Here is a 22,883-nt window from a genome sequence, read left to right as displayed (position 1 = left end):
CCGTTCGCCTGCACGGTCGGCACATTTTCGCGCCACCAGTCGAGGGAATGAATCGAGTGTTCGGTCACTTCCGGTGGCGCAGATTCGGCCTCGCACCAAGGCGCGAGCATCCCTCCCGCCATCCATGAGGCGCCCGATCCCACCTTCGGGCCAGCCTCGGCCAAAGTGACCCGTGCGCCATGTTTGGCCAGCATCACGGCTGACACAAGCCCGGCGATGCCTGCTCCGCGGACCAGAATGCTGGGAGCGGATGTGTTGTTGACGGTTTCGGGCATGAGGCGCTCCGGCAGGATGGAACAAAACGAGCCGCACGATGCCGCGTCGAGGCTCTTTTGTTAAGGGCACGTCAGTATCGCGTCTTTCTGGCGCAAATACCGGGAATGAGGTTGTCACCGAGTTGTGTTGAACACAGGATTTGATAAGAAGTGCAATGATCTATCGCCACTCGGAGAGAATGAATGACTGAACCGGCAACGCAGGCTCCGCAACTGACTCCCTCCGATCTGGCAAATAATGAGCGGGCCATTGCGTATTACAACGAGCATGGCTGCGACACGGTCGACAAAGCCTTCGTTCTTGCCAATATCCTGCATACCGACCGGTGCGTGGCCGAGGCGGCACGCGTCTATCACATCGGGTATGAGCTGCATTCGAAGTCGCCGCACCAGCAGCCCGGACGACATATCCTGCTGCATGTCAGTCTGCTGTGCCAGCTGAAAGCCGGACAGCAGCCAAGTCAGGAAGACATGGATGCGCTGAAGGAACTGTCGCTCCCGCTGTATAACTACATCCTCGGTATCCAGACGGCATGGGTCTCCGGTGATCTGGTCAAGGCAGCCCGAATCATGGGCAACTGCTATGACGAGTTCCACACGGGGGAAGAGTGCGATCGCCTGTATCTGGAGGTGATGAACCGCCTCTATCGCGAGCAGATGAGCAATGGCGTGGCCGATCCCCGGCTGCCAAACGCTCTTATTCCACGCAAGGTCTACCTGTACTGGGATAAAGAGACCCCTGACGAAGTCGAGCGCAACTTCGAGTATCACCGCAATCTGCCGGGCATCGAGGTCAAGACATTCAATCAGGCTGAAGCGGCCGAATGGCTGTATGATGTCTACGGCGTGGAAGCGAGAAATCTGTTCCTTTCCATGCGCCACCCCGCCGAGGCTGCGGACTTCCTACGTGCGCATGTGATTCAGAAGCTTGGCGGCTGGTGGCTGGATGCGGATATCCGCATCCGCTCGGAAGACGTGTTTTTCAACCGTCTGTCACAGCATCATTCCCACGTATTCCTGCTCACGCATGACAGCGTGGTTCACAATGATTTCTTCGGATCCGTAGCGAACAGTCCGATTCTGGAAGACGTGCTGCTGTCGCTCTATCGCAACTGCTATCTGTTTGAAGGTCTCTATATTCCTTACAAGACAGGTCCGGGCGTATTCGAGCGGGCGCTGAACCGGACTTTCCATGCTGATTTCACGCGTGTGCGGCCCATTCCTTCCATGATGATCTACGATCACACGGTGTTTGCCGATGTGATTGAGGAACTGCATGTTGACTACAAGTTTCAGGGCAAGTCCTGGCACGCGGTCAGCAACTGAACCCCGTGTTCAGAGGTCTGCGGAAGGCGTGTAGCCGCAGGCCCTGAGTGCCGCCATCATGTGTGGCGGCGGCGGTGCGACAGCCGAAACCGTCTGTTCGGGCAGCGGCAGAACTAGCTTGCGACTCAGCAGATGCAAGGATGTATCTGCTCCGGGCGGCGCATAAACCGGATCTCCAAGAATGGGGAAGCCCGCTTCGGCGCAATGCACTCTCGCCTGATGGGTGCGTCCGCTGTGCAGCGTCAGTTCAACCCACGCAAAACCGCCGTGCGATCCCATTACCCGTAAAGATGTGCGGGCTGGCAAACCGTCAGCGGCGGCGTGCATATGCCAGCCAGATGCGGCACTGCTGACCTTTTTCAAAGGTTGGTCGATTTCCAGCGTGTCAGGGGGGGCACCCCGAACGATGGCCCAGTAAATCTTGGTCGCTTTTCCTGCCGCGAAACAGTTCTGCGCTTCAAGAAGCGCCTGTTTGCGGAGCGCAATGGCCAGACATCCGGCCGTATCCGCATCAAGCCGGTGCGCCAGCCACGGGCCATCTTTTCGGCGTGTCATGAGCGGGAACCAGTCTTCCACGCTCGGGCCCCCGCGGGGGCCGGGATGCACGGCCAACCCTGCTGGCTTGTTGATGACAAGAAGCCGGTTGCTTTCGTAAAGCGTCTCAAAGGGAAGGGGAGGCACCTCAGTCGTCCGAGGCGCCACGCCCGATCAGCACCTTGCGGCGACCGACATGATCGGCAGCCGTGACAATGCCGTTCTTTTCCATCTGCTCGATCAGTTTCGCAGCGCGGTTGTAACCAATCGAGAGATGACGCTGCACGAAGGATGTGGAGGCTTTGCCTTCGCGGATCACGATGGAAACCGCCTTGTCGTAAAGACTGTTGTCTCCACCATCGCCGCCACTGTCGAAAGCACCTGCCGTCGGCGCTTCATCCTCCCGATCCGAGATGACATCTTCGTCGTAAATCGGTTCGCCCTGTTCGCGCAGGAATTCGGTGACGGCTTCGACTTCGCTGTCCGCCACGAAGGGGCCGTGCACGCGGGTGATCCGGCCACCGCCCTGCATGAACAGCATGTCGCCCTGACCGAGCAGCTGTTCCGCGCCCTGCTCGCCAAGGATGGTGCGACTGTCGAACTTACTGATGACCTGAAAGGAAATACGGGTCGGGAAGTTCGCCTTGATGGTGCCGGTGATGACATCCACGGAAGGCCGCTGCGTGGCCATGATCACATGGATGCCAGCGGCACGCGCCTTCTGGGCAAGACGCTGCACGGCGGCATCGATTTCCTTGCCCGCCATCATCATCAGGTCGGCCATCTCGTCAATGATCACGACGATATAGGGAAGGGAATCCAGTGCGAGCGACTGTTCCTCGAAGGTGGGATTGCCGGTCTCGGGGTCGTAACCGGTCTGAACCCGGCGCGTCACTTCCTCGCCGCGCTCGCGCACCTGAGCGGCCCGCTCGTTGTAGCCGATGATGTTACGCACCTGCAGGTGCGCCATCGCCCGGTAGCGACGATCCATCTCGCGCACCACCCATTTGAGAGCAGTGACAGCCTTGTTCGGCTCGGTGACGACAGGGGTCAGCAGATGCGGGATGCCATCATAAATCGACAGTTCCAGCACTTTCGGATCGATCATGATGAGACGGCATTCGTCCGGCGAGTGACGGAACAGCAGCGACAGAATCATCGCGTTAATGCCGACCGATTTACCGGAACCGGTGGTGCCCGCGACCAGAAGATGCGGCATTTTCGCCAGATCGCTGAACACGGGAAGACCGGCGATATCCTTGCCGAGCGCCAGTTCCAGCTTGCCGGAATTGTTTTGCCAGTCGGGACACGTGAACAGTTCGGAGAGGTAAACCGTCTCTTTCACGGCGTTAGGCACTTCGATGCCGATCACGTTGCGTCCCGGCACGGTGGCGATGCGGACGCTCAGCACGGAGAGCGAGCGCGCGATGTCATCGGCCAGACCGATCACACGCGCTGAACGGATGCCCGGTGCGGGCTCCAGTTCATACAGCGTAACCACTGGACCCGGATGCAGGTCCACGATCTGTCCCTGCACGCCGAAATCAGCGAGCACGGTTTCCAGCAGACGCGCGTTGCCTTCCAGCATTTCGCGTGTGGGCGCCATCGCGGCGCGGGAAGCGGGCGGAGCTTTCAGCAGCGAGACGGGAGGAAGCGTCCAGCCCTGAGTTTTCGTAGCGTCACGGGTGTTCCGGTTTTTCCCCGGTGTGGCGGCATCCTCGCCTTCAGCACGGCCGCCGAAGAGACGGGAGAGGATGGATTTCTTGCCATCATCTGCTGGAGGTGTGGTGCCCGCCGATGACTGTACGGAGGCCGCCGGACGTGGAGCCGGTGGATCCTGCCGCGGCTCAATGGCCTGCGCGGAAGGGGCGTAGGAACTCTCAGGCAACGCGGCCGTTGGCTGCGCCACGGAGTCTTCGGCCTGCTGTGTGTCCGCCATTTCACGCGGCGCACGGTCCTGCGACGGGCCGGGCAGGGAAAAGACGGGTTCGTCTTCGTTGATCGTGTTGGTGGGGCGACGACCCGTTGGGCGATTGGCCGGAGGTGATTCCGGAGAAGGGGCGTAGAGCGCGAGATCCTTGCCAGCTTCCTCGCCCGTATAGCGGCTTGGAGCAGGCTGGCGGGCTGTTTCCTCTCGCGGCGGCGGGGGAGCGAAGCGGGTTTCGCGTGCCGCCGTGGCTGCAAGATATTTTCCTGCCGATGCGCGGGAAGCCTCGGCGCGGCGGGGAATCCATGACCGTTTGCGGGCCGGGTTCTGGTCAGCATAGCCGTCATCATCCGGCACACTGGACACTGGCTCATCCGCATAGGTGTCACGACGCTGGCGGGCAATGATCATCCGTGCGGCGCGACCCGGCTGACGCGCTGCCAGCGCCAGAAAGGAGCCTGTCACACGGGCGATGGCGTTCCATTCGTTCCGGTCGAGCCCGAATGCCAGTGCGCCGAGAAGAACGGCCAGAATCAGACCGAGCACCCAGAGAATCACGCCGCCTGCGGGGCCAATGGCCGCCATGCCAGCCGCGATGGAGGCGCTGGCGATGCTGAAGCCCATTCCACCGCCGATTCCCGCATCCGAAGGCCATGCGGGTGCGTGCAATGCCGTGATGAGAATAGGAACCGCCGCAAACAGGGAGGCAGAGACCAGCATGAGACAGATGAGCGCAATGGCGCGCAGCACAAAGACGCTCAGTCCCCTGTGGCGGAAAATACGCCATCCCCAAGCAATGAGGGCGAAGACCAGCAGAGACGTGCCAAGCCCCACGCTCTGGATCAGGATATCGGCGACGAACGCGCCCGGTTTACCCAGCAGATTTGTTGCGGCGCGGTCGGTCGAGACGTCCGGTGACGGATCGAGCGGATCGTAACTCCAGAAGCAGGCCGCAAGCACGGCAGCAAGAACCCACAGCACGATGCCGCCGAGCTGATCTCCTGTCCGTTTGAGCGACGTTTTCGTCGAGGGAGAGGAAAGGCCTGAAGGGATAAAACGGCTTAGACGCGCCAAGTCACCGGTCCTGACGTTGCGGGTTCGTGGGCAGGGATGCTCCTCGCGCGGCAATGCGCGCGTGGCACGCAGCATACCGTGAGCGAAGCGCATCCTGAAGATGAAGAAACGCTCTTAAAGCCCGGATATGTCCAAAAAGCGAAGATTTTTTGCACGTCCGTGACAGGATGATGGACGGATTTCAGTCTGAGAGACTTTCCCGCGTGCCGAGAGCGTCCGCCATCAGATCGATTTCGGCCAGTTTGCGGTCAAGCGCCTGCCAGTCGTTCCTGTCGTTCAGAGAGGTCCAGAGATCCTCAACGGTGGTGATGAGCATGTTGCAGGGAACGCCTCCGGCGAAATAGGGATGATCGAGCGAGAGGCCCGGCAGAGGGCGCCGTGCTTCGAGGGCCTTGCGAGCGTCGCTGAAAGACGGATCGTTGTAAAAATGCGCGCGGTCGCTCGCCAACGCGCGTTGGGCGCTGATGCCGCCGCCATACCAGTCAAAAGGCAGGCAATGGAATGGAATGCCGGACGTTTCCATGAACAGCGTGACGGCATGACGGAACGCACGGTCGGCTTCCGGATTTTCCTGCATTACACCCAGCCTGCGGCACCACGCCGCATCCAGCGCCGTTTCATAAAGCTCTGGAAAATCGGATAACGCACCTGTCAGCGCTTCATGGGAGCAGAATTCCAGCAGGCATTCCGCGAGGCGCGCGAGATTCCAGAGCAGTGCACCGGGCTGGCGGCCATAAGAATAAAGGCCGGTCTGGTCGAAATAGGCTGCGGTGAAGTTCTGATCAAAGCGCGGCAGGAAACGCCACGGACCATAATCGAAGCTTTCGCCTGTAATGGCGATGTTGTCCGTGTTCAGGACGCCATGCACGAAACCGGCCGCCATCCATTGTGCTCCCACACGCGCCACGTTTTGGCATACGGCTTTGAACAGGGTGAGAGCAGCTTCACCCTCGGCGGGAACGCCAAGCTGGGGGTAATATGTTTCCAATACATAGGCGACGAGCTGGCCGATTGCGTCTGTTTCCGCATTGGCCGCGAGGCGCTGGAAGGTGCCGATGCGAATGTGGGAGTGGCTGAGGCGGACGAGAACAGCGGAGCGCGTTGGCGAAGGTTCATCGTGACGCTCCAGATTCTCTCCCGTTTCAATCAGGCTGAGTGCTCGCGAAGTTTCCACACCGAGAGCCTCCAGCATGGAGGCTGCGAGGATTTCCCGGACACCACCCTTGAGGGTGAGGCGCCCGTCGCCGCCCCGGGACCATGGTGTCCGACCGCTCCCTTTGGTGCCAAGATCGAGAAGGCGTCCCTTGTCGTCCCGCAGCTGTGCAAACAAGAAGCCGCGCCCATCACCGAGATCAGGATTGTACTGCCGGAACTGATGCCCGTGATATCGCAGCGCCAGAGGGTGCGGCAGGGAGCCGGGGAGCGGTGTGAAACGGCCGAAATGATCGATCCACTCCTCGTCGGTCAGCGTGTCCATCCCAACCGTCGCGGCTGCCCGATTGTTCCGGTAACGGAGGATATGTGCCGGAAAAGAAGCGGGTTCCACGGCGTCGTAAAACAGCTTCCCGAGGCGGGTGTGATCCGTGGCTGGATGAAAAGCGTGTGAGAAGGGCATGTTCCAAAGCTTCCAGACGGAAAGTCATTGACTTCCCGACGTTCATTTTTCACTGTCAACGAATCCGCAACCAAAAATCAAACACAAGCGGTCGTTAAATGAAAATCTTCAATGTCTTGCTGCTGGCGCCCTTCATAGGGCTCCTGTGGGTCCCGTTCTACAACTTTCAGGGACCGGCGCTCTTCGGCTTCCCGTTCTTCTACTGGTACCAGTTCGCCTGGGTGCCGGTCACCTCTGTTCTTATCTGGCTTGCGTGGAAGAAGGGAGCCCAGTCATGAATGGTGTTCCTGCAGCAGATACACTCGCGCTTGGTGTCTTTATCTTCTTCTTCGCCATGACCATCGTGGCAGGCAGTACCGTTTCCCACTGGAAGGGCTGGCTGCCCGGTGGCAAGAAAGCGCCGCCTGCTCCGTCTGGTGATGCGCATGGCGGTCATGGCACCGAAGACTGGGGGCTGGGAGGCCGTCAGTTCGGCGCGTGGGTCACATGGTTCCTTGTCGGTGGTGATTTCTACACTGCCTACACGGTCATTGCTGTTCCCGCGCTGGTTTACGCCGTCGGAGCCTACGGCTTCTTCGCGTTGCCTTACACGATCATCGTCTATCCGTTCATTTTCGTGGTCATGCCCAAGCTGTGGAAGATCGCCCATGATGGCGGTCATGGAACGGCGGCTGACATCATCCGCGCGCGCTTTGATAGCCGTGCGCTCGAACTGGCCGTGGCTTTCTCCGGCCTGATCGCGGTGATGCCTTACATCGCGTTGCAGCTCATCGGCATCCGCACGGTTGTGGAGGCGCTTGGGTTCTCCGGTGAACTGCCGCTGATCGTCGCTTTCGTGTCGCTTGCGGCTTACACGTGGCTCGGTGGGCTGCATGCCCCGGCGCTAACGGCCTTCATCAAGGATATCATGATCTACATCGCGGTCATCGCGGCCGTGACGCTGATTCCGATCAAGCTTGGCGGCTATGGGCATATGTTCGACGTAATGAACACGGTTGTGACCCCGCCTGACGGCACGCATGTGATGTCGTCCGCGCAACTTATGCCATACGCCACGCTGGCGCTGTCCTCCGCGCTTGCCGCGTTCCTCTATCCGCACACGCTGACCGGCATTCTTGCCGCAAAATCTGCTGATACGGTGAAGCAGAACGCTGTCTATCTGCCGATCTACACCATTGTGCTCGGCCTTATCGCGCTGCTCGGCATGATGGCGCATGTTGCGGGGATCGACACGAAGGTCAGTTCGATGGTCGTGCCTTACCTGTTCCTGAAACTGTTTCCGGACTGGTTCGCAGGCTTTGCGTTCGCCGCCATCGCTGTCGGCGCGCTTGTGCCAGCCGCTGTCATGGCCATCGGTGCGGCGAACCTGCTGACGCACAACATCCTGCCCAAGCAGTACGACACGATGACCACATCGCGTGTCGCGGCCTTTGGCGTGAAGCTCGGCGCTCTGGTGTGCGTGTTGTTTCTGAACGCAAAGTTCGCCATCGACCTTCAGCTGCTGGGTGGCGTGATCATTCTTCAGACGTTCCCCGCGCTGATCTTTGGTCTGACCAAGCTTCGGTTTTCATCAACCGGCATGCTGGCAGGCTGGGTTGTCGGCACGGTCGTTGGTCTGGGAATCTGCTGGTCCGATGGTCTGAAGCCGGTTCACACGCTCGCCATTGGTGGCTGGTCCGAACTGGTTTCCACGGGGCTGATCGCTCTGGTGGTCAACATCATCGTGGCTGGTGTGGTCTCGGTCATTGTTCCGAACCGAAGGGTGGCGGTGGCTGCTGAATAAGTGCGGTCGCCTGCTTAGAGATAGTGAAAAGCCTGCCTCTGCTTTCGCGGAGGCAGGCTTTTTGTTTGGTGATCTTCTAATGCGTTCATCCCAAATCGAAACGCCAGACTTGTGGATCAGCCTTCCTCGACCGGCGTACCGGGCTTGATTTCATAAGCCTTCTTTACGAGAGGCGCCTGCTGGCCCAGCCCATCCGCAACCTTCTGCGTCCAGACAGCATTGAGCTGTTGGCGTTGTTCGGGGATGATCTCCTTGGGTTCGACATTGCGATAGGTCTGGATTTCACCGCTCAGAACGCCAACGGTCGTTTCAAAGACCGGCTCCGGGTCGTACTGCTCATGCGGGAAAGCGATCTTGCTGTAGTCGAAGAGACGCTCTGAAGGGTCATCTTCCCAACTTTCCCACGTCTCGAACATACGGTCATTGAAACCGGTCAGGAACGGGCCGGGATTGACCGTCGCCACTTCGATCCCGAATTCCTTGACCTCCTGACTGAGAGCCGACGCAATCGCCTCGATAGCGTGTTTGGAGGAAGAATAGGCTCCGGCGAACGGGTCCGTGGTCAGACCGGCCACAGACGACATGAAGACAATCTTCCCTTTCTTTTTCTTCACCATGTTCCGCAGCACGATCTGAGTCAGTGCGATCGGCCCAACGATATTGACCTCATACTGCCAGCGGAGATTGTCCGCCGGGATGTCGGCGACGGAACCGCCTTCGGAAATGCCGGCATTGTTCAGCAGGATATCCACGTCCCAGTCAGCCGCTTTCTGCCGGTCTCCATCGCAGGTCACGTCGAGTTTCTCGACGCGCAGGGAAACGCCGCGTTTTTTCGCTTCTTCAGAAAGCGTGAAAACCTGTGCTGCAATTTCTACGCCAGCGATGACATCAAATCCTTTTTCCGCCATGCGCAGCGACACTTCATGGCCAAAACCAGTGCCGGCACCCGTTATCAATACGGTCGTCATGGTATTTCCTTTTCGAATCCCAGTATTTCACTGAGTCGAAAACGCGACTGCTCGCTGATATGTTCCGTGAAAAATTATCCTTCTGTTTTTGTTTTTTGCAGAAAGCGTAATGAAATTATCGGAAAGTCAGTATTCTCTGAGTAATATCGGGGTAGTCTGGAAAAGTGACCCCTCTTGCCCACAGCCCATGATTGCTCCCCGATCTGCATGAATGTTGGCTCCTGCCAGCCAATATGTGGTCAGGAACGGGTGAGTGCTGTCAGACCCGGTCCGATTGTCCGTTCCCCGTCAGAATGCCCGACTTTTCTTGACTGGACGTTTTTCGTCTATGACGTCCCCATTCTGGAATGACGGCAACAGACGAGGCGAAGGGAAAATCGTATGTTTCTCCGGCAGTTGAGTTATCTGGTCGCGCTCGATCACTTCCGGCATTTCTCCCGCGCCGCGGCCCATTGCGGCGTGTCCCAGCCCGCTCTTTCCACAGCCATCCGGCAGCTTGAGCATGAGCTCGGCGTTTCCATCGTCCGCCGCCGTCATCGCGTTCTGGGCCTGACGCCGGAAGGCGAGCGGGTAGTGGCGTGGGCGCGGCAAAGTCTGGCGGCGCTGGAGGGGCTGAAACAGGAGGCGGGCTTCGCCCATGATGTGGCAGGCGGTTCGCTGTCCATCGGTATCATGCCGCCAGCCATTCAGATTGCGCCCTTGCTGGCGGAAAGCCTTCGCGCCGCGATTCCGGCCCTTCATCTGGATATGACTGTCGTTTCCTCTGCCGAGGTGATGCAGGGGCTGGTTGAGGAGCGTTTCAATCTGGGGCTCGTTTATCTCGATCAGCAGACGACAGCGGCCAATCTGGAAGAACACACGCTTTATAAGGAACGGCATGTTCTGGCGGCAGGCCCCGGCGTGACCCTGCCGGGACGTGTGCGCTGCACTTGGTCCGAGGCTGCCGAACTGCCGCTTTGTCTTTTTGATCGGTCGATGAAAAGCCGCCAGATCGTGGACGAGTCTTTCGCGGTCGCGGGTGTAAAGCCGGATGTCCAGTTTGAGACCAATGCGCTCGAACTGCTGCATGCCGAACTCAAGGCAGGACGGCTGGCGTCCATTCTGCCGATTGCCGCACTGCCACCCGCCACAGCCGGGCTTGGGCTGAAAATCCGCCAGATGCAGCCGTCTCCGGAATTGCCGGTGGGGCTTGTCAGGATACGGAGACCGCTGACGAGCGCGCTCATGCAATGTGCATGGAGCACGGTCGCCAAGCTGGATATGACAAGTGCGCTCATGCTCTGAAAATGCATTATAAATGCCATTTATGACTTTATCATAAGAAAGACTTGGACTTTCCCCGCGCTATCGTCTGCTTGCAACGCCACGGGCTACTAATGCGTAGGGAACAGGGCAGACGTGACAGCGGCGGCAGAGCGGAACTGGAGTTGGCTTTTCGCGCCGTCACTTGCGAATCTTGGGTTCGCTGTGCGCACGTCCTGTGCTGCGATTTTCTCATTGCTGATCGCCATGTGGATGGAACTGGGCAGTCCGCAATGGGCGCCCCTGACAGTGTGGGTGGTCGCCACAGCTTCTCGCGGTGAGTCGATTTCCAAGGCTCGGTGGCGCTTGGTGGGAACAGTCACAGGTTGTTCCGTCGGCGTCGCGCTGATCGCCTCCTTTCCCCAGCAGGCTGCCATTTTCTTTGTTGGCCTCGCTGTGTGGATTGGCCTGTGCTGCGGCTGCGCCACTTTTTTCGATGGTTTCAGAAGCTACGGCTTTCTGGTGGCCGGTTTCACGACGGCCATTGTCGCGGTGGACGCCATCTCCAATCCGGACGCCGCCTTTTCCGTGGCTATGGCGCGCGGCACTTACATCATTCTTGGTATCGTCTGCGAAGGCGTGGCGACGATGATGTTCATGCCGGACATGGAGGGAAACGCGCGGCGGAATCTCGTGAAGCGTCTGAAGACTGTCGCGGATCATGTCGGTCGGGTGCTTGAGGGAAACGATTTCTCACGCCCGGTTCAGCAGGCGTTGCTGGCAGACATCATGGCGGCGGCGGGCCGTATCGAATACGACGTGCTGGAAATGGGACCGGCAGCCGGGCGGGCGGCGGATCACGCGCGTGCCGCCCTGGCGTCCTTGCTGGCGGCGTTCGCGCGGCGGCGCGCGGATGCTGGCTGGCCCACTATTCAGCGCAGTCTTGCCAGTGCCGATGAGCATGTCGGGATGATCGTCCAGCCGCAACGGGGTGACCGGTTCCGCTTTGCTTCCCGATCCGTGCGGCAGGGTGTGGAAGGGTTACGCAACGGGGGACGCGCAGCCGCCGGGATCATGGGGGCCTGGTTGCTCTGGGAAGTCACGGGGTGGCCCGCAGGCATTACCTTCGTTTCCTATGTCGCCCTCGTCTACGGGCTGCTGGCCACGCGGGAAACACCGACACTGGCGACCGGTGGTTTTGTCCGGGGCGCGATGTGGTGTGCGTTTGTGGCAGCCATTTTCGTCGTGCTGGTGGTCCCCGCCGTGACAGCTCCTGAACTTCTGGCTGGTGCGCTGATGGTGCCAATGGTGGTGGGTGGTCTGGCTGCCCGAACGCCACGACTGATCAATCATGCCTTTTCGTTCAACATGTTTCTACCGGTTCTGATCGGTCCTGCGAACACCGGACGCTATGACGAGATTTCGTTCCTGAACGGCACTTTAGCCTTCCTCGGCGCGGTGTTTTTCTCCGCCGTCATGTTTCGCTTTGTGCTGACGTTTCGCCCGGATGATCATCTGCGTCGGACTATTGTTTGGGCGCAGCGGCGTTTGCTTGATCTGACTTCTCCTGCCAACCGGATGTCCGAAAGGGCCTGGTTGATCGTGAATGCGGACAGTATGGTCCGCACGGTGCGAACCGCCCGGAATGTGCCGGAGGACGTGGTTTTCGCCCGTTTTTCACAACATATGGCGATCATGACAGTCGGCATGTATGTCATCGAAGTGCGGGATGTGGCTCAGAGTAAATCCTGTTCCCCGTGGCTTTCGCGCCGATTGCAGGTCTTTCTGCGTCTGTGGCGGGAGGATCGGGAACGGGCGACAGCCGTAATGCCTGTTCTGTTGCGGTTCATCGACCGGCTGCCGGGTGATCAGACCGACCTGCGTTTCGCTCTTCTGGAAATGGTGCGGCTGCGGAACGCCATCCAGTAAACAGTCCACAAAAATGGGACACGGCAAATGCGTTTCGCACGGTAAGGCATTTCCGAAATCTCCATAGCCGTCCCTCCGGCTCCGTGATATGCACCCGATCATGACCGTTCGTACGCGCTTTGCCCCATCCCCGACCGGGTTGCTGCATATCGGCAACGCCCGCGCCGCCCTCTTCAATTTCCTCTATGCCCGCCATTGCGGTGGCCAGTTCGTGCTCCGCATTGAGGACACCGACAAGGAACGCTCCACGCAAAAAGCCGTGGACGTGATTTTCGATGGCCTGAAATGGATGGGCCTCACATGGGACGGTGAACCGGTGTTCCAGTCCGCGCGGGAGGAGCGCCACAAAGAGGTCGCTCTCCAGCTTCTGGCGGAAGGCAAGGCCTACAAGTGCTTCTGCACGCCGGAAGAGCTGAAGGAAATGCGCGAGACCGCGGTGGCCGAGGGCAAGCCGCCCCGCTACAACGGCATGTGGCGCGACCGCGACCCGTCCGAAGCGCCTGCCGGTGCGCCTTACGCCATCCGCATCAAGGCCCCGCGTGAGGGCGAGAACGTGATCGAGGATCTCGTGCAGGGTGAGGTCCGCGTGGCCAATGCCGAGCTGGACGACATGATCATCCTTCGCTCCGACGGCACGCCAACCTATCAGCACGCCGTGGTGGTGGACGACCACGACATGGAGATCACCCATGTCATCCGTGGCGATGACCACCTGACCAACACGTTCCGTCAGCTGATGATCTATCGCGCGATGGGCTGGGAAGCACCGCGTTTCGCGCATCTGCCGCTGATTCACGGCCCCGATGGTGCGAAGCTGTCCAAGCGTCACGGCGCGCAGTCGGTCGTCGAATTCCGCGAGATGGGCTACCTGCCGGAAGCCCTCTGCAACTACCTGCTGCGCCTCGGCTGGGGTCACGGTGATGCGGAAATCCTGTCCCGTGACGAGCAGATCCGTCTGTTCGATCTGTCCGGCGTAGGCCGTTCGGCCTCGCGGATGGACTACACCAAGCTGGAGCACGTCAACGCCGTCTATCTGCGTGAAGCCGATGACGAGCGACTGACCAATGACGTCATGGAGCGTCTGGCTGGCCGAGAGGGCGTGGAAACAGGACCGGAAGTGCGCAAGCGCGTGCTGGAACTGATGCCCGGCCTCAAGGAGCGCGCCCGCACACTGGTCGAACTGACTGATAGCGCTGCGTTCCTTGGTCGTCAGGTGCCGCTGTCCTTCGACGCCAAGGCCGAGAAGCAGTTGACCCCGGAAAACCGTCAGATGCTTGGCGAACTGGCCCGCGATCTGGCCGTGGTCGAGCCTTTCACGGCGGAACCGGTGCATGAAGCGCTCAAGCTGTTTGCTGAAAAGCACGAACTGAAACTGGGCAAGGTCGCCCAGCCGTTGCGTGCCGCTCTGTGTGGCACGACAGTCTCGCCAGGCATCGACGCCACAGCGGCGGCGCTGGGGCGTGATGAAGTTCTTGCAAGGATAGGGGCCGTTCAGAATGGCTGAGACGTCGTCCGGGGGCTCCCGTTTTTTCGGTCCCTCGGGCCGTCATCTGCTGGGGATTCAGGGGATGCACCCGTCCCAGATCGAACCGATTCTCGATCTGGCCGAAAGCTATGTGCTCCTGAGTCGCTCCCGTAAGACACCGCGCGATCTGCTGCGTGGGCGCACGCTCATCAACCTGTTCTTCGAGGACAGCACGCGCACGCGTACGTCCTTCGAGTTGGCGGGCAAGCGTCTTGGCGCTGACGTGGTGAACATGTCGGTCGCGCAGTCTTCCGTGAACAAGGGCGAGACCCTGCTGGACACGGCGGCGACGCTGAACGCCATGCGCACCGATCTGCTGGTGGTGCGTCATTCGCAGTCCGGCGCACCGGCGTTGCTGGCGCAGAAGGTTGATGCCGCCGTCATCAATGCAGGCGATGGCACGCATGAGCACCCGACGCAGGCGCTGCTGGATGCACTGACTATCCGTCGCCATCTGGGGCGTCTGGAAGGGCTGACCGTCGCCATTTGTGGAGACATCGCCCATTCCCGTGTGGCGCGGTCCAACATCCATTTGCTGACCTCCATGGCCAACAAGGTCCGTCTGGTCGGTCCTCCGACGCTAGTGCCGCGTTCCATGGCGAGCCTTGGTGTTGAAGTACATCATTCCATGGAAACCGGTTTGCGTGACGCCGATGTGGTGATGATGCTGCGTCTTCAGAAGGAGCGCATGTCCGGCGGTCTGATCCCCAGCGCCCGTGAGTATTTCCGTTATTACGGCTTGGATCAGCGGCGGCTCGATCTGGCGAAACCCGGCGCGCTGGTCATGCATCCCGGCCCGATGAACCGTGGCGTGGAGATCGCCAGCCAGATTGCGGATTCCGATCAGAGCGTGATTCGTGAACAGGTGGAGATGGGAGTCGCCGTGCGCATGGCCGTGCTTGATCGTCTGTCCCGTGGAGGTCGGTCATGAGCACCTGCACCGTTTTCGAGAATGTCCGTCTGATCGATCCGGCTGCGGGACTGGACCAGCCCGGTCGTCTGCTGGTGCGGGATGGCGTGATTGTCGGTCATGACCTGCCGGGAGCAGAAGGCAAGCCGGAAGGCGCGGAGGTTGTGGACGGGCAGGGTGCTGTTCTGTGCCCCGGTCTTGTCGACATGCGTGTCGAGATTGGCGAGCCGGGGCATGAATATCGTGAGACGGTCAAATCCGCTTCACGTGCTGCCTTTGCCGGTGGTGTGACGACCGTCGCCGTACTGCCAACGGGGTCGCCTCCTATCGACGATCCCGCGATGGTGCGGATGCTCCGTTTTCGTGGGGAAGAGCCTGACTATGTGTCCATCCTCCCATACGGTGCGCTGACCAAAGGCTGCCGTGGTGAAGAACTGGCCGAGATGGGTCTGCTTTCAGAAGCTGGTGCGGTGGCGTTCACCGATGGCTGTCGGGCCATTTCCTCAGCGCGTCAGATGAAACTGGCGTTGACCTACGCGCAGGCATTCGACGCGCTGGTGGTGCAGCACCCCGAGGAGCCGACGCTTGCCGGGTCAGGTTGCGCCACGGAGGGTGAGCTTGCCCTGCGTCTCGGCCTGCCGGGAATTCCGACGGCGGCAGAAGCGATCATGATCGCCCGCGATATCCGTCTGGTGGAAATGACGGGAGGTAGGCTGCATTTCGGGCATGTCTCGACGGGGGAAGGCGTTGAACTGATTCGTCAGGCCAAGGCGCGCGGTATCCGTGTCACCTGCGATACGGCGCCACAGTATTTCGACCTGAACGAGAACGCTATCGGCGACTTCCGGACATACGCGAAGTTTTCACCGCCATTGCGTCGTGAAGAGGATCGTCTGGCCATCTGCGCCGCGTTGGCGGACGGCACGATCGACGTCATCGCTTCCGATCACGCGCCTCGGGATGCCGATGACAAGCGGCTACCGTTCGCGCAGGCTTCAGCAGGGGGAACGGGGCTCGCGACGCTGCTGGGCGTCACACTGACCCGTTATCATGACGGCACACTCTCTCTCATGGATGCGCTGTCGCTTCTGACCAACAAGCCAGCTGCTCTTCTGGGCGTGTCCGGTCCAGCGGCACGTCACCATGCGCGGCCTGTCGGCACATTGGGGAAGGGCGTCCCTGCTGATCTATGCCTGTTCGACCCGGATCGGGCCTGGCGTGTGGTGGCGGGAGAACTGCCGGGACACGCACAGAACACGCCGTTTGACGGGCGCGCGCTCGAAGGTCGGGTGCTTTCCACGTGGAAGAACGGTCGGCGTGTGTTCGGAGGCGCGGCGTGAACTTTTTCGAGTCTCCCGTCACGCTGCTCGTCGGGGTGATGCTGCTGTCCTACATGCTGGGAAGCATTCCTTTCGGGCTGCTGCTGACGGCGGCCTCCGGGCAGGGCGATATTCGCAAGATCGGGTCGGGCAATATCGGCGCGACCAACGTTCTGCGCACCGGCAACAAGAAGATCGCCGCAGCCACGCTCCTTTGCGACGGGCTGAAAGGCGCGCTGGCCGTTCTCATCGCGTGGGTGATGACACCGCCGGAACTCGGGGATCGTGCTGCGGCGCTGGCGGCCATTTTCGCCGTGCTGGGCCACTGTTTCCCGCTGTGGCTGGGGTTCAAGGGCGGAAAAGGCGTTGCGACCGGGCTTGGCGTGGTGCTGGCCATGTCGCCGCTGGCGGGACTGGCCTGCTGCCTGATCTGGCTTATCGGCGCGAAGGTGACTCGTATTTCCTCGGCAGGAGCGCTGCTCGCTTTTGCCTGTATGCCGGTCATCCTGTTTTTCCTGAATGGTCATTCCTTTACGCAGTCAGAAAAGCCACTGGCAGGCGTCATGGTCGCGCTCATCATTTTCATGCGCCATCGTGACAATATCTCCCGGCTGATACAGGGCACCGAGCCAAAGATCGGCCAATCCTCGAAGTGAGCGTGACGGGGGAAATCAATCCCGAACTACCGGCGCTGATGCGACTGGCCCGGACAGAAAACGTCGGACCGATTACATGGCGCAGGCTGATGAACGAGCATCAGTCCGCAGAGGACGCGTTGAATGCCCTGCCTGAAAAGGCGCGACGAGGCGGCCGCAAAGGTCCGCTGAAAATCCCGGAAATGGGTGAGGTGGAACGCGAGATCGAAGGCGTTCTGGCCTTGGGTGGTCGCATTCTCACCCTCTTCGATCCTGATTATCCTCCCTTGCTGGCCGAAGTGCCGGACTCGCCGCCGATTCTCTCAGTGTTGGGCAATGTGGTCTGCCTCAATGCCCCGCGCAGTGTGGGAATCGTTGGGGCAAGGAACGCGTCGGCAGCCGGAATGCGGGTCGCGGAAAGCCTTGCGACTGAGCTTTCTCATGCCGGGATTACCGTGGTTTCGGGGCTGGCGCGGGGGATCGACGCGGCGGCCCATCGTGGCGCGCTGCATGGCGTATTTCCCGAATGGGGCGGGACGGTCGCGGCCATAGCGGGTGGGCTGGATGTGAGCTATCCCGCCGAGAACGCCCAGCTTCAGGCGCAGATTGCGGAAAAAGGGGCCGTGGTGACGGAAGCGCCGCTTGGCACGCAGCCTCAGGCCCGTCATTTTCCCCGTCGCAACCGGTTGATAGCTGGGCTTTCGCTTGGCACCGTCGTGGTGGAGGCGGCCATGCACTCGGGCAGTCTGATCACCGCGCAACTGGCGGATCGCTACAGCCGCGCGGTGTTCGCCGTTCCGGGCTCGCCGCTTGATCCGCGCTGTCGTGGCAGTAACGACCTTTTGCGCCGTCACAATCATCTGGTTGAAACCATCAAGGATATACTGCCTTATCTTCGCCATCCTGATCGGGCAGCCGGAACTCTGTTTGCCGGGCTCGCTGAAACGCGGGATGCTTGGGGCGCTCCGCCCCTGAAGCAGGAAAAGGACCTTGAGGAAGCGAGGAGAATGATTTGTTCACTTCTCTCCTTCACACCGGTCCCGGTTGACGATCTGGTGCGGCGCTGTCAGTTCTCGGTCTCGGCGGTTCTGGCGGTGCTCACCGAACTTGAGCTTGCCGGTCGGGCAGAGATGCTGCCCGGTGGAGCCGTTGTCCAGTTGGCGCCAGACGGAACCGGGTGAATCATACGCTCCGGTCCGGACTGGCACGGAGAGAGCATGACTGACGTTGTCGTGGTTGAGTCGCCTGCCAAGGCAAAGACCATCAACAAATACCTTGGTGACGGTTACACCGTTCTCGCCTCTTTTGGGCATGTGCGCGATCTGCCGCCCAAGGACGGGTCCGTTCTGCCGGATGAAGATTTCGCCATGAAGTGGCAGTCCGACGAGCGCGGACAGAAACAGGTGGCGGCGATCGTCAAGGCGCTGAAGGGCGCGCACACGCTTTATCTCGCCACTGACCCGGATCGCGAAGGCGAGGCGATCTCGTGGCATGTGCGTGCCATGCTGGAAGAGAAGAAGGCGCTGAAGGGCGTCGAGGTCCGGCGTGTCACCTTCAACGAGATCACCAAGGGCGCGATCCGCGAGGCGATGGCGCATCCGCGCGATCTCGATATGCCGCTGATCGAGGCTTACCTTGCCCGCCGTGCGCTGGACTATCTCGTGGGGTTCACGCTCTCTCCGGTGCTGTGGCGCAAGCTACCCGGCTCGAAAAGCGCCGGGCGCGTGCAGTCGGTGGCGCTCCGGCTGATCTGTGAGCGCGAAGCCGAGATCGAGGTCTTCAAGCCGCGTGAATACTGGAGTGTCACCGCGACATTCCTCACGCCCGCCGGAGCGCCTTTCACCGCGCGTCTGACGCATTTCAACGGCAAGAAGCTCGATCAGTTCGATCTGGGGAATGAAGAGCAGGCGCATGCCGCACGTGACGCCGTGCTGGCGGGTACGTTCTCGGTCGGTTCGGTTGAGCGCAAGAAGGTCAAGCGGAATCCACCGCCGCCGTTCACCACCTCCACCATGCAGCAGGAAGCCTCCCGCAAGCTGGGCATGGGGGCGCAGAACACCATGCGCACGGCTCAGCAACTTTACGAAGGTATTGATCTTGGCGGTGAGACGGTCGGTCTCATCACCTATATGCGAACCGACGGCGTGACGATGGCGGGTGAGGCGATTGCCGATATCCGTCGTCATATCGGCAAGGATTTCGGTCCCAATTATGTGCCGCCGCAGCCACGCGTCTATGCGACAAAGGCCAAGAATGCGCAGGAAGCGCATGAAGCCGTCCGTCCGACCGATGTGAGCCGCACCCCTGCCTCCGTCGCGCGTTACCTGACGGAAGATCAGCGGCGTCTTTATGAGCTGGTCTGGAAGCGTGCCGTCGCCAGTCAGATGCAGTCCGCGGAACTTGATCAGGTGGCGGTTGATATCGCCGACCAGCCCGGAAAAACCGTGCTGCGTGCTAATGGTTCGATCATCGCTTTTGACGGCTTCCTGAAGCTGTATTCGGAAGGTCGGGACGATACGGACAAGGCAGCGGACGATGAGAGCCGCATGTTGCCGCCCATGAGCGAGCGTGATCCGGTCAAACGCGAAAAGGTGGAAGCGGAGCAGCATTTCACGCAGCCGCCGCCGCGTTATTCGGAAGCGTCTCTGGTCAAGAAGATGGAAGAGATCGGCATCGGCCGTCCTTCCACCTATGCGTCCATTCTCACCGTGTTGCGGGACCGCAATTATGTGCGGCTGGAAAATCGCCGTTTTGTGCCGGAGGATCGCGGTCGTCTGGTGACGGCTTTCCTCGTATCCTTCTTCGAACGCTACGTGGACACGCAGTTCACGGCAGGGCTTGAAGAGCAGCTCGACGACATCTCCGGTGGGCGTGCCGACTGGCGTGCTGTGATGAGCGCTTTCTGGCAGGCGTTTTCCGCAGCCGTGGCGCAGACGAAAGACCTCACCATCACCGAGGTGATCGACGCGCTCGATCAGGATCTGGGATCGCACTTCTTTCCACCGCACGCGGATGGTTCCGATCCACGTCACTGCACGGCCTGCGGCACGGGGCGTCTCGGTCTGAAACTTGGTCGTTTCGGTGCCTTTATCGGCTGTTCGAATTATCCTGAGTGTCAGTACACCCGGAAACTCGCGATCGATGGTGGCGAGAGTGAAGGCGAAGACGGGCTGAAGGACGGGGTCAAGGTTCTTGGTCAGCATCCGGTCACGGGCGAGGATATCACCCTCAAGCGTGGTCCGTGGGGGCTTTATGTCCAGCAGGGCGAGCCCAACCCCGAAGACAAAAAAGCCAAGCCGAAGCGTGCATCGTTGCCGCGCGGTCTGACGGCCGAAAATCTGACACTGGAGCAGGCTGTCGGTCTGCTTAGTCTGCCGCGTATTATCGGCATTCATCCCGAGTTCAATGAACCGATCGAGGCCGGTCTCGGCCGTTTCGGACCCTACGTCAAAATGGGCGCCATATACGGCTCGCTGGACAAGGACGATGACGTTCTTACGGTCGGGCTGAACAGGGCGGTTGATGCGCTGGCTAAGAAGATGGCGTCGATCCGCAATCTGGGGCCGCATCCCAAGGATGGCGAGCCGGTAATGGTCCGCAAGGGCCGTTTCGGGCCGTATGTCCAGCATGGGCAGGTGGTCGCCAATCTCCCGCGCGGCGAGAATATGGACGATGTCACTCTGGACGGTGCGCTGGAGCTTCTTGCCGAAAAGGGCAAGCCGCTGAAGCCAAAAGGGAAGGCCGGGGCGAAGAAGACGACCAAAACTGCCGCGAAGACAACAAAGAGCAAGGCGAAGGCCGAAGGCGACGCGGAGAAAAAGCCCGCCAAGAAGGCGACGAAGACCAAAGCCAAGACCACAACTGCAACCCGCGCCAAAAAGACGACAAAGGCGAAGGACGACGCCTCTGCCGACTGATGGCTGACGGGGCGCGTCGTCTGGCGGCTCTGCCCGATCCGGAGGTGGCTCTCGATGCGCTCCGTGAGAGCCTCAAGCCGCTGACGGTCGGCCAGTTGCTGCGGCGTCTTGGTCTGCCGCCGAATCTGAAGATCAGACTGCGCAAACTTTTGCATGAGCAGGCGGCATCGGGCGCTTTTCGCGATGCCGCCTTGCTGGGAAAGCTGCGTGGCGAGCCTGATCTACCGTTGCTGGCTGATATCATCGTGACAGGTCGAGACATACACGGTGCGCCGGTGGGACGGATAGCGCCCAGCGAGCCGTTGGGGCTATGGGCAGCGGAAGCTGGCGCTTTGCCGATCGTTTTCCTTCATAAAGAACAGCCGCATGAACCCTTGCAGTTGGCTGGTCAGTCGGTACTGGCGCGCCTGCGCTCGGTTGGCAGATATCGTTATGAAGGACGGATTCTTCAACGAAAAAGCACGGAAGCCGATGTGCTGAACTCGGCCTGTCAGGATGACCCGGTCGCAGTAATTGATGCGTTGCTGGCACGCTATGGCCTGTCAGACTCTTTTCCCGATGATGTCATGCGGGAGGCTGCGTGTCTTTCTGCTCCCGTCGATGACGGTACGCGACTGGATGTGCGGGATATTCCATTCGTCACGATAGACGGTGCGAATGCGCGGGATTTCGATGATGCAATCTGGGCTGCACCGGAGAGGGATGGTTTCCGTCTACTTGTGGCGATTGCGGATGTGGCGCACTACGTCCCCCCCGGTTCGGCGCTGAACCGCGAAGCGCGACGGCGCGGAAACTCGATTTACCTGCCGGATCGCGTCATCCCGATGCTGCCGCCCTTCCTGTCGGAAGAGCTGTGTTCGCTCAAACCCAATGCAGACCGTTACTGCGTTCTGTTTGATCTGCGCATCAACCACCATGGGCAGCTGACAGGTTCACCAAACATTTGTCGCGCCCTGATGAGAAGCCGTGCCCGACTGACATACGAGCAGGTGCAGGCGATGCGGGATGGAGAGAGGGTTCTCCCTGCTGGGTTTGATGAAGAATGGCTGGACGGTCTTTATGCGGCCCATCGGCTTCTGTCCGCTGAGCGCGTGCGACGGGGCTGTCTACCGGCTGGCGAAGAGGGGGTGACACAGGAAATTCACTGTGATCCCGACACGAAAACAGTCCAGATCGTCGAAGCGAGACCTCATGAAAGCCAGAAACTGATCGAATCCTTCATGATTGCGGCTGGAGAAGCCGCATCACGGACATTGCTGGAGCGGGGCGCTCGCGCTCTGTTTCGTCGTCACGATTCTGTTGATGGCAGCAGCGCGACGCTCCGTGTTCCTGCTGTGTACAGCGTGTTGGCTGGTCGTCATGCGGGGTTGGGGCTGGATGTTTATGCCCATGTCACCAGTCCGATCCGGCGCTATGCTGATCTGATCTGCCATCGCGCTCTTTTGGAAGAAAAGGCGGAAACCTCCCTGTCATTGGCGGAACTTCCCTCCCATCTGTCTGTGACGGACGCTGTGGCGACCGAAATATCGGCGACGGCACGGGAGCGCCTGCTGTTACTGTGGCTGAATAGTCACCGGACGAAGGTGTTCGAAGGCCATGTGGCAGCCGTGACCCGGTTCGGCGTGCAGGTCACATTGACGGATACCGGGACAACCGGTCTGCTATCATTTACGGAACCCGCAGAGCGGAAACCGCACGTGGATTCGAGCAGAGGGGATGAGGCGTGTTCAGGCGCAGAAGCGTCCTCAGAGACTATACCGGCGGATTTCTTTCCCAGAAAAGGGTCTCGCGTGCACGTGCGGGTTATCGGTTTTCAGGCCGACGGATCAGGGTGCCTCTTTCGGTTGGCCGCTGGTCCCGCTTGACCGCGCGCTGCTGTTCTCTGCCGACGATGCGATATCGTT

General features: G+C 60.4%; 17 protein-coding genes. 12 read left to right on the top strand and 5 right to left on the bottom strand.

Features of this window, described 5'->3' with window-relative positions; all coding sequences use genetic code 11:
- Nucleotides 1-275 (bottom strand): FAD-dependent oxidoreductase (locus tag ABF824_RS01515; RefSeq protein ID WP_415486052.1); only part of this gene is annotated, 275 nt, incomplete at its 3' end.
- A 183-nt stretch (nt 276-458) separates the two neighbouring features.
- On the opposite strand from ABF824_RS01515, the gene ABF824_RS01510 reads away from it, so the two are divergent.
- Nucleotides 459-1,601 carry a glycosyltransferase family 32 protein gene (locus ABF824_RS01510; protein ID WP_415486051.1) on the top strand — a complete coding sequence of 381 codons (1,143 nt, stop codon included), beginning with the start codon at nt 459-461 and terminating at the stop codon, nt 1,599-1,601.
- Between the two features lie 9 nt (nt 1,602-1,610).
- On the opposite strand, the gene ABF824_RS01505 is transcribed toward ABF824_RS01510, so the two are convergent.
- The 3 genes from ABF824_RS01505 to ABF824_RS01495 form a co-directional block, all read right to left on the bottom strand.
- On the bottom strand, nt 1,611-2,282 hold the full coding sequence (locus ABF824_RS01505; protein WP_415486050.1) for an RluA family pseudouridine synthase: 672 nt from the start codon (nt 2,280-2,282) through the stop codon (nt 1,611-1,613).
- A 1-nt stretch (nt 2,283) separates the two neighbouring features.
- Entirely contained in the window at nt 2,284-5,136 is a 2,853-nt protein-coding gene (locus ABF824_RS01500; RefSeq protein ID WP_415486049.1) for a DNA translocase FtsK, read from the bottom strand.
- Nucleotides 5,137-5,317: 181 nt separating this feature from the next.
- On the bottom strand, nt 5,318-6,751 hold the full coding sequence (locus ABF824_RS01495) for a protein adenylyltransferase SelO family protein (protein ID WP_415486048.1): 1,434 nt from the start codon (nt 6,749-6,751) through the stop codon (nt 5,318-5,320).
- A gap of 98 nt (nt 6,752-6,849) precedes the next feature.
- On the opposite strand from ABF824_RS01495, the gene ABF824_RS01490 reads away from it, so the two are divergent.
- Nucleotides 6,850-7,029, top strand: a complete 180-nt coding sequence (locus ABF824_RS01490) for a DUF3311 domain-containing protein (protein WP_415486047.1) — start codon at nt 6,850-6,852, stop codon at nt 7,027-7,029.
- Nucleotides 7,026-8,534, top strand: a complete 1,509-nt coding sequence (locus ABF824_RS01485) for a sodium:solute symporter family protein (RefSeq protein ID WP_415486046.1) — start codon at nt 7,026-7,028, stop codon at nt 8,532-8,534. The genes ABF824_RS01490 and ABF824_RS01485 overlap by 4 nt, the downstream gene beginning before the upstream one ends.
- Nucleotides 8,535-8,650: 116 nt before the next feature.
- Here the strand turns inward: ABF824_RS01485 and ABF824_RS01480 are convergent, their stop codons facing one another.
- Nucleotides 8,651-9,502 carry an SDR family oxidoreductase gene (locus ABF824_RS01480; protein WP_415486045.1) on the bottom strand — a complete coding sequence of 284 codons (852 nt, stop codon included), beginning with the start codon at nt 9,500-9,502 and terminating at the stop codon, nt 8,651-8,653.
- Between the two features lie 381 nt (nt 9,503-9,883).
- Here ABF824_RS01480 and ABF824_RS01475 point away from each other — a divergent pair, with 381 nt between their 5' ends.
- From ABF824_RS01475 to ABF824_RS01435, 9 genes are all read left to right on the top strand, one after another.
- Complete coding sequence (locus ABF824_RS01475; RefSeq protein ID WP_415486044.1) at nt 9,884-10,786, top strand: LysR substrate-binding domain-containing protein; 903 nt, start codon at nt 9,884-9,886, stop codon at nt 10,784-10,786.
- A gap of 114 nt (nt 10,787-10,900) precedes the next feature.
- Complete coding sequence (locus ABF824_RS01470; RefSeq protein WP_415486043.1) at nt 10,901-12,673, top strand: FUSC family protein; 1,773 nt, start codon at nt 10,901-10,903, stop codon at nt 12,671-12,673.
- Between the two features lie 100 nt (nt 12,674-12,773).
- Nucleotides 12,774-14,177, top strand: coding sequence for a glutamate--tRNA ligase (gene gltX, locus ABF824_RS01465; protein ID WP_415486042.1), 1,404 nt, complete (start codon nt 12,774-12,776; stop codon nt 14,175-14,177).
- A complete protein-coding gene (locus tag ABF824_RS01460) occupies nt 14,170-15,129 on the top strand; it encodes an aspartate carbamoyltransferase catalytic subunit (RefSeq protein ID WP_415486041.1) in 960 nt (319 codons plus the stop codon). The genes gltX and ABF824_RS01460 overlap by 8 nt, the downstream gene beginning before the upstream one ends.
- Nucleotides 15,126-16,448, top strand: coding sequence for a dihydroorotase (locus ABF824_RS01455; RefSeq protein WP_415486040.1), 1,323 nt, complete (start codon nt 15,126-15,128; stop codon nt 16,446-16,448). Before ABF824_RS01460 ends, ABF824_RS01455 begins: the two co-directional genes overlap by 4 nt.
- Nucleotides 16,445-17,083, top strand: coding sequence for a glycerol-3-phosphate 1-O-acyltransferase PlsY (plsY, locus tag ABF824_RS01450; protein WP_415486039.1), 639 nt, complete (start codon nt 16,445-16,447; stop codon nt 17,081-17,083). The genes ABF824_RS01455 and plsY overlap by 4 nt, the downstream gene beginning before the upstream one ends.
- 38 nt (nt 17,084-17,121) lie before the next feature.
- A complete protein-coding gene (dprA, locus tag ABF824_RS01445; protein WP_415486055.1) occupies nt 17,122-18,243 on the top strand; it encodes a DNA-processing protein DprA in 1,122 nt (373 codons plus the stop codon).
- A gap of 36 nt (nt 18,244-18,279) precedes the next feature.
- A complete protein-coding gene (gene topA, locus ABF824_RS01440; RefSeq protein ID WP_415486038.1) occupies nt 18,280-20,979 on the top strand; it encodes a type I DNA topoisomerase in 2,700 nt (899 codons plus the stop codon).
- Nucleotides 20,979-22,844, top strand: a complete 1,866-nt coding sequence (locus ABF824_RS01435; RefSeq protein ID WP_415486037.1) for an RNB domain-containing ribonuclease — start codon at nt 20,979-20,981, stop codon at nt 22,842-22,844. The genes topA and ABF824_RS01435 overlap by 1 nt, the downstream gene beginning before the upstream one ends.
- Nucleotides 22,845-22,883: the final 39 nt, after the last annotated feature.

The organism is Acetobacter sp., from assembly GCF_047721705.1.
Lineage (GTDB): Bacteria > Pseudomonadota > Alphaproteobacteria > Acetobacterales > Acetobacteraceae > Acetobacter.
This window is presented reverse-complemented; position numbering and strand designations above follow the sequence as displayed.

Excerpts from the sequence above, each read along its gene's own strand:
- ABF824_RS01510 (WP_415486051.1), top strand. The coding sequence starts at position 459 with ATGACTGAACCGGCAACGCAGGCTCCGCAACTGACTCCCTCCGATCTG.
- ABF824_RS01495 (WP_415486048.1), bottom strand. The coding sequence starts at position 6,751 with ATGCCCTTCTCACACGCTTTTCATCCAGCCACGGATCACACCCGCCTC.
- ABF824_RS01490 (WP_415486047.1), top strand. The coding sequence starts at position 6,850 with ATGAAAATCTTCAATGTCTTGCTGCTGGCGCCCTTCATAGGGCTCCTG.
- ABF824_RS01485 (WP_415486046.1), top strand. The coding sequence starts at position 7,026 with ATGAATGGTGTTCCTGCAGCAGATACACTCGCGCTTGGTGTCTTTATC.
- ABF824_RS01480 (WP_415486045.1), bottom strand. The coding sequence starts at position 9,502 with ATGACGACCGTATTGATAACGGGTGCCGGCACTGGTTTTGGCCATGAA.
- ABF824_RS01475 (WP_415486044.1), top strand. The coding sequence starts at position 9,884 with ATGTTTCTCCGGCAGTTGAGTTATCTGGTCGCGCTCGATCACTTCCGG.
- gltX (WP_415486042.1), top strand. The coding sequence starts at position 12,774 with ATGACCGTTCGTACGCGCTTTGCCCCATCCCCGACCGGGTTGCTGCAT.
- ABF824_RS01460 (WP_415486041.1), top strand. The coding sequence starts at position 14,170 with ATGGCTGAGACGTCGTCCGGGGGCTCCCGTTTTTTCGGTCCCTCGGGC.
- ABF824_RS01455 (WP_415486040.1), top strand. The coding sequence starts at position 15,126 with ATGAGCACCTGCACCGTTTTCGAGAATGTCCGTCTGATCGATCCGGCT.
- dprA (WP_415486055.1), top strand. The coding sequence starts at position 17,122 with ATGCGACTGGCCCGGACAGAAAACGTCGGACCGATTACATGGCGCAGG.
- topA (WP_415486038.1), top strand. The coding sequence starts at position 18,280 with ATGACTGACGTTGTCGTGGTTGAGTCGCCTGCCAAGGCAAAGACCATC.
- ABF824_RS01435 (WP_415486037.1), top strand. The coding sequence starts at position 20,979 with ATGGCTGACGGGGCGCGTCGTCTGGCGGCTCTGCCCGATCCGGAGGTG.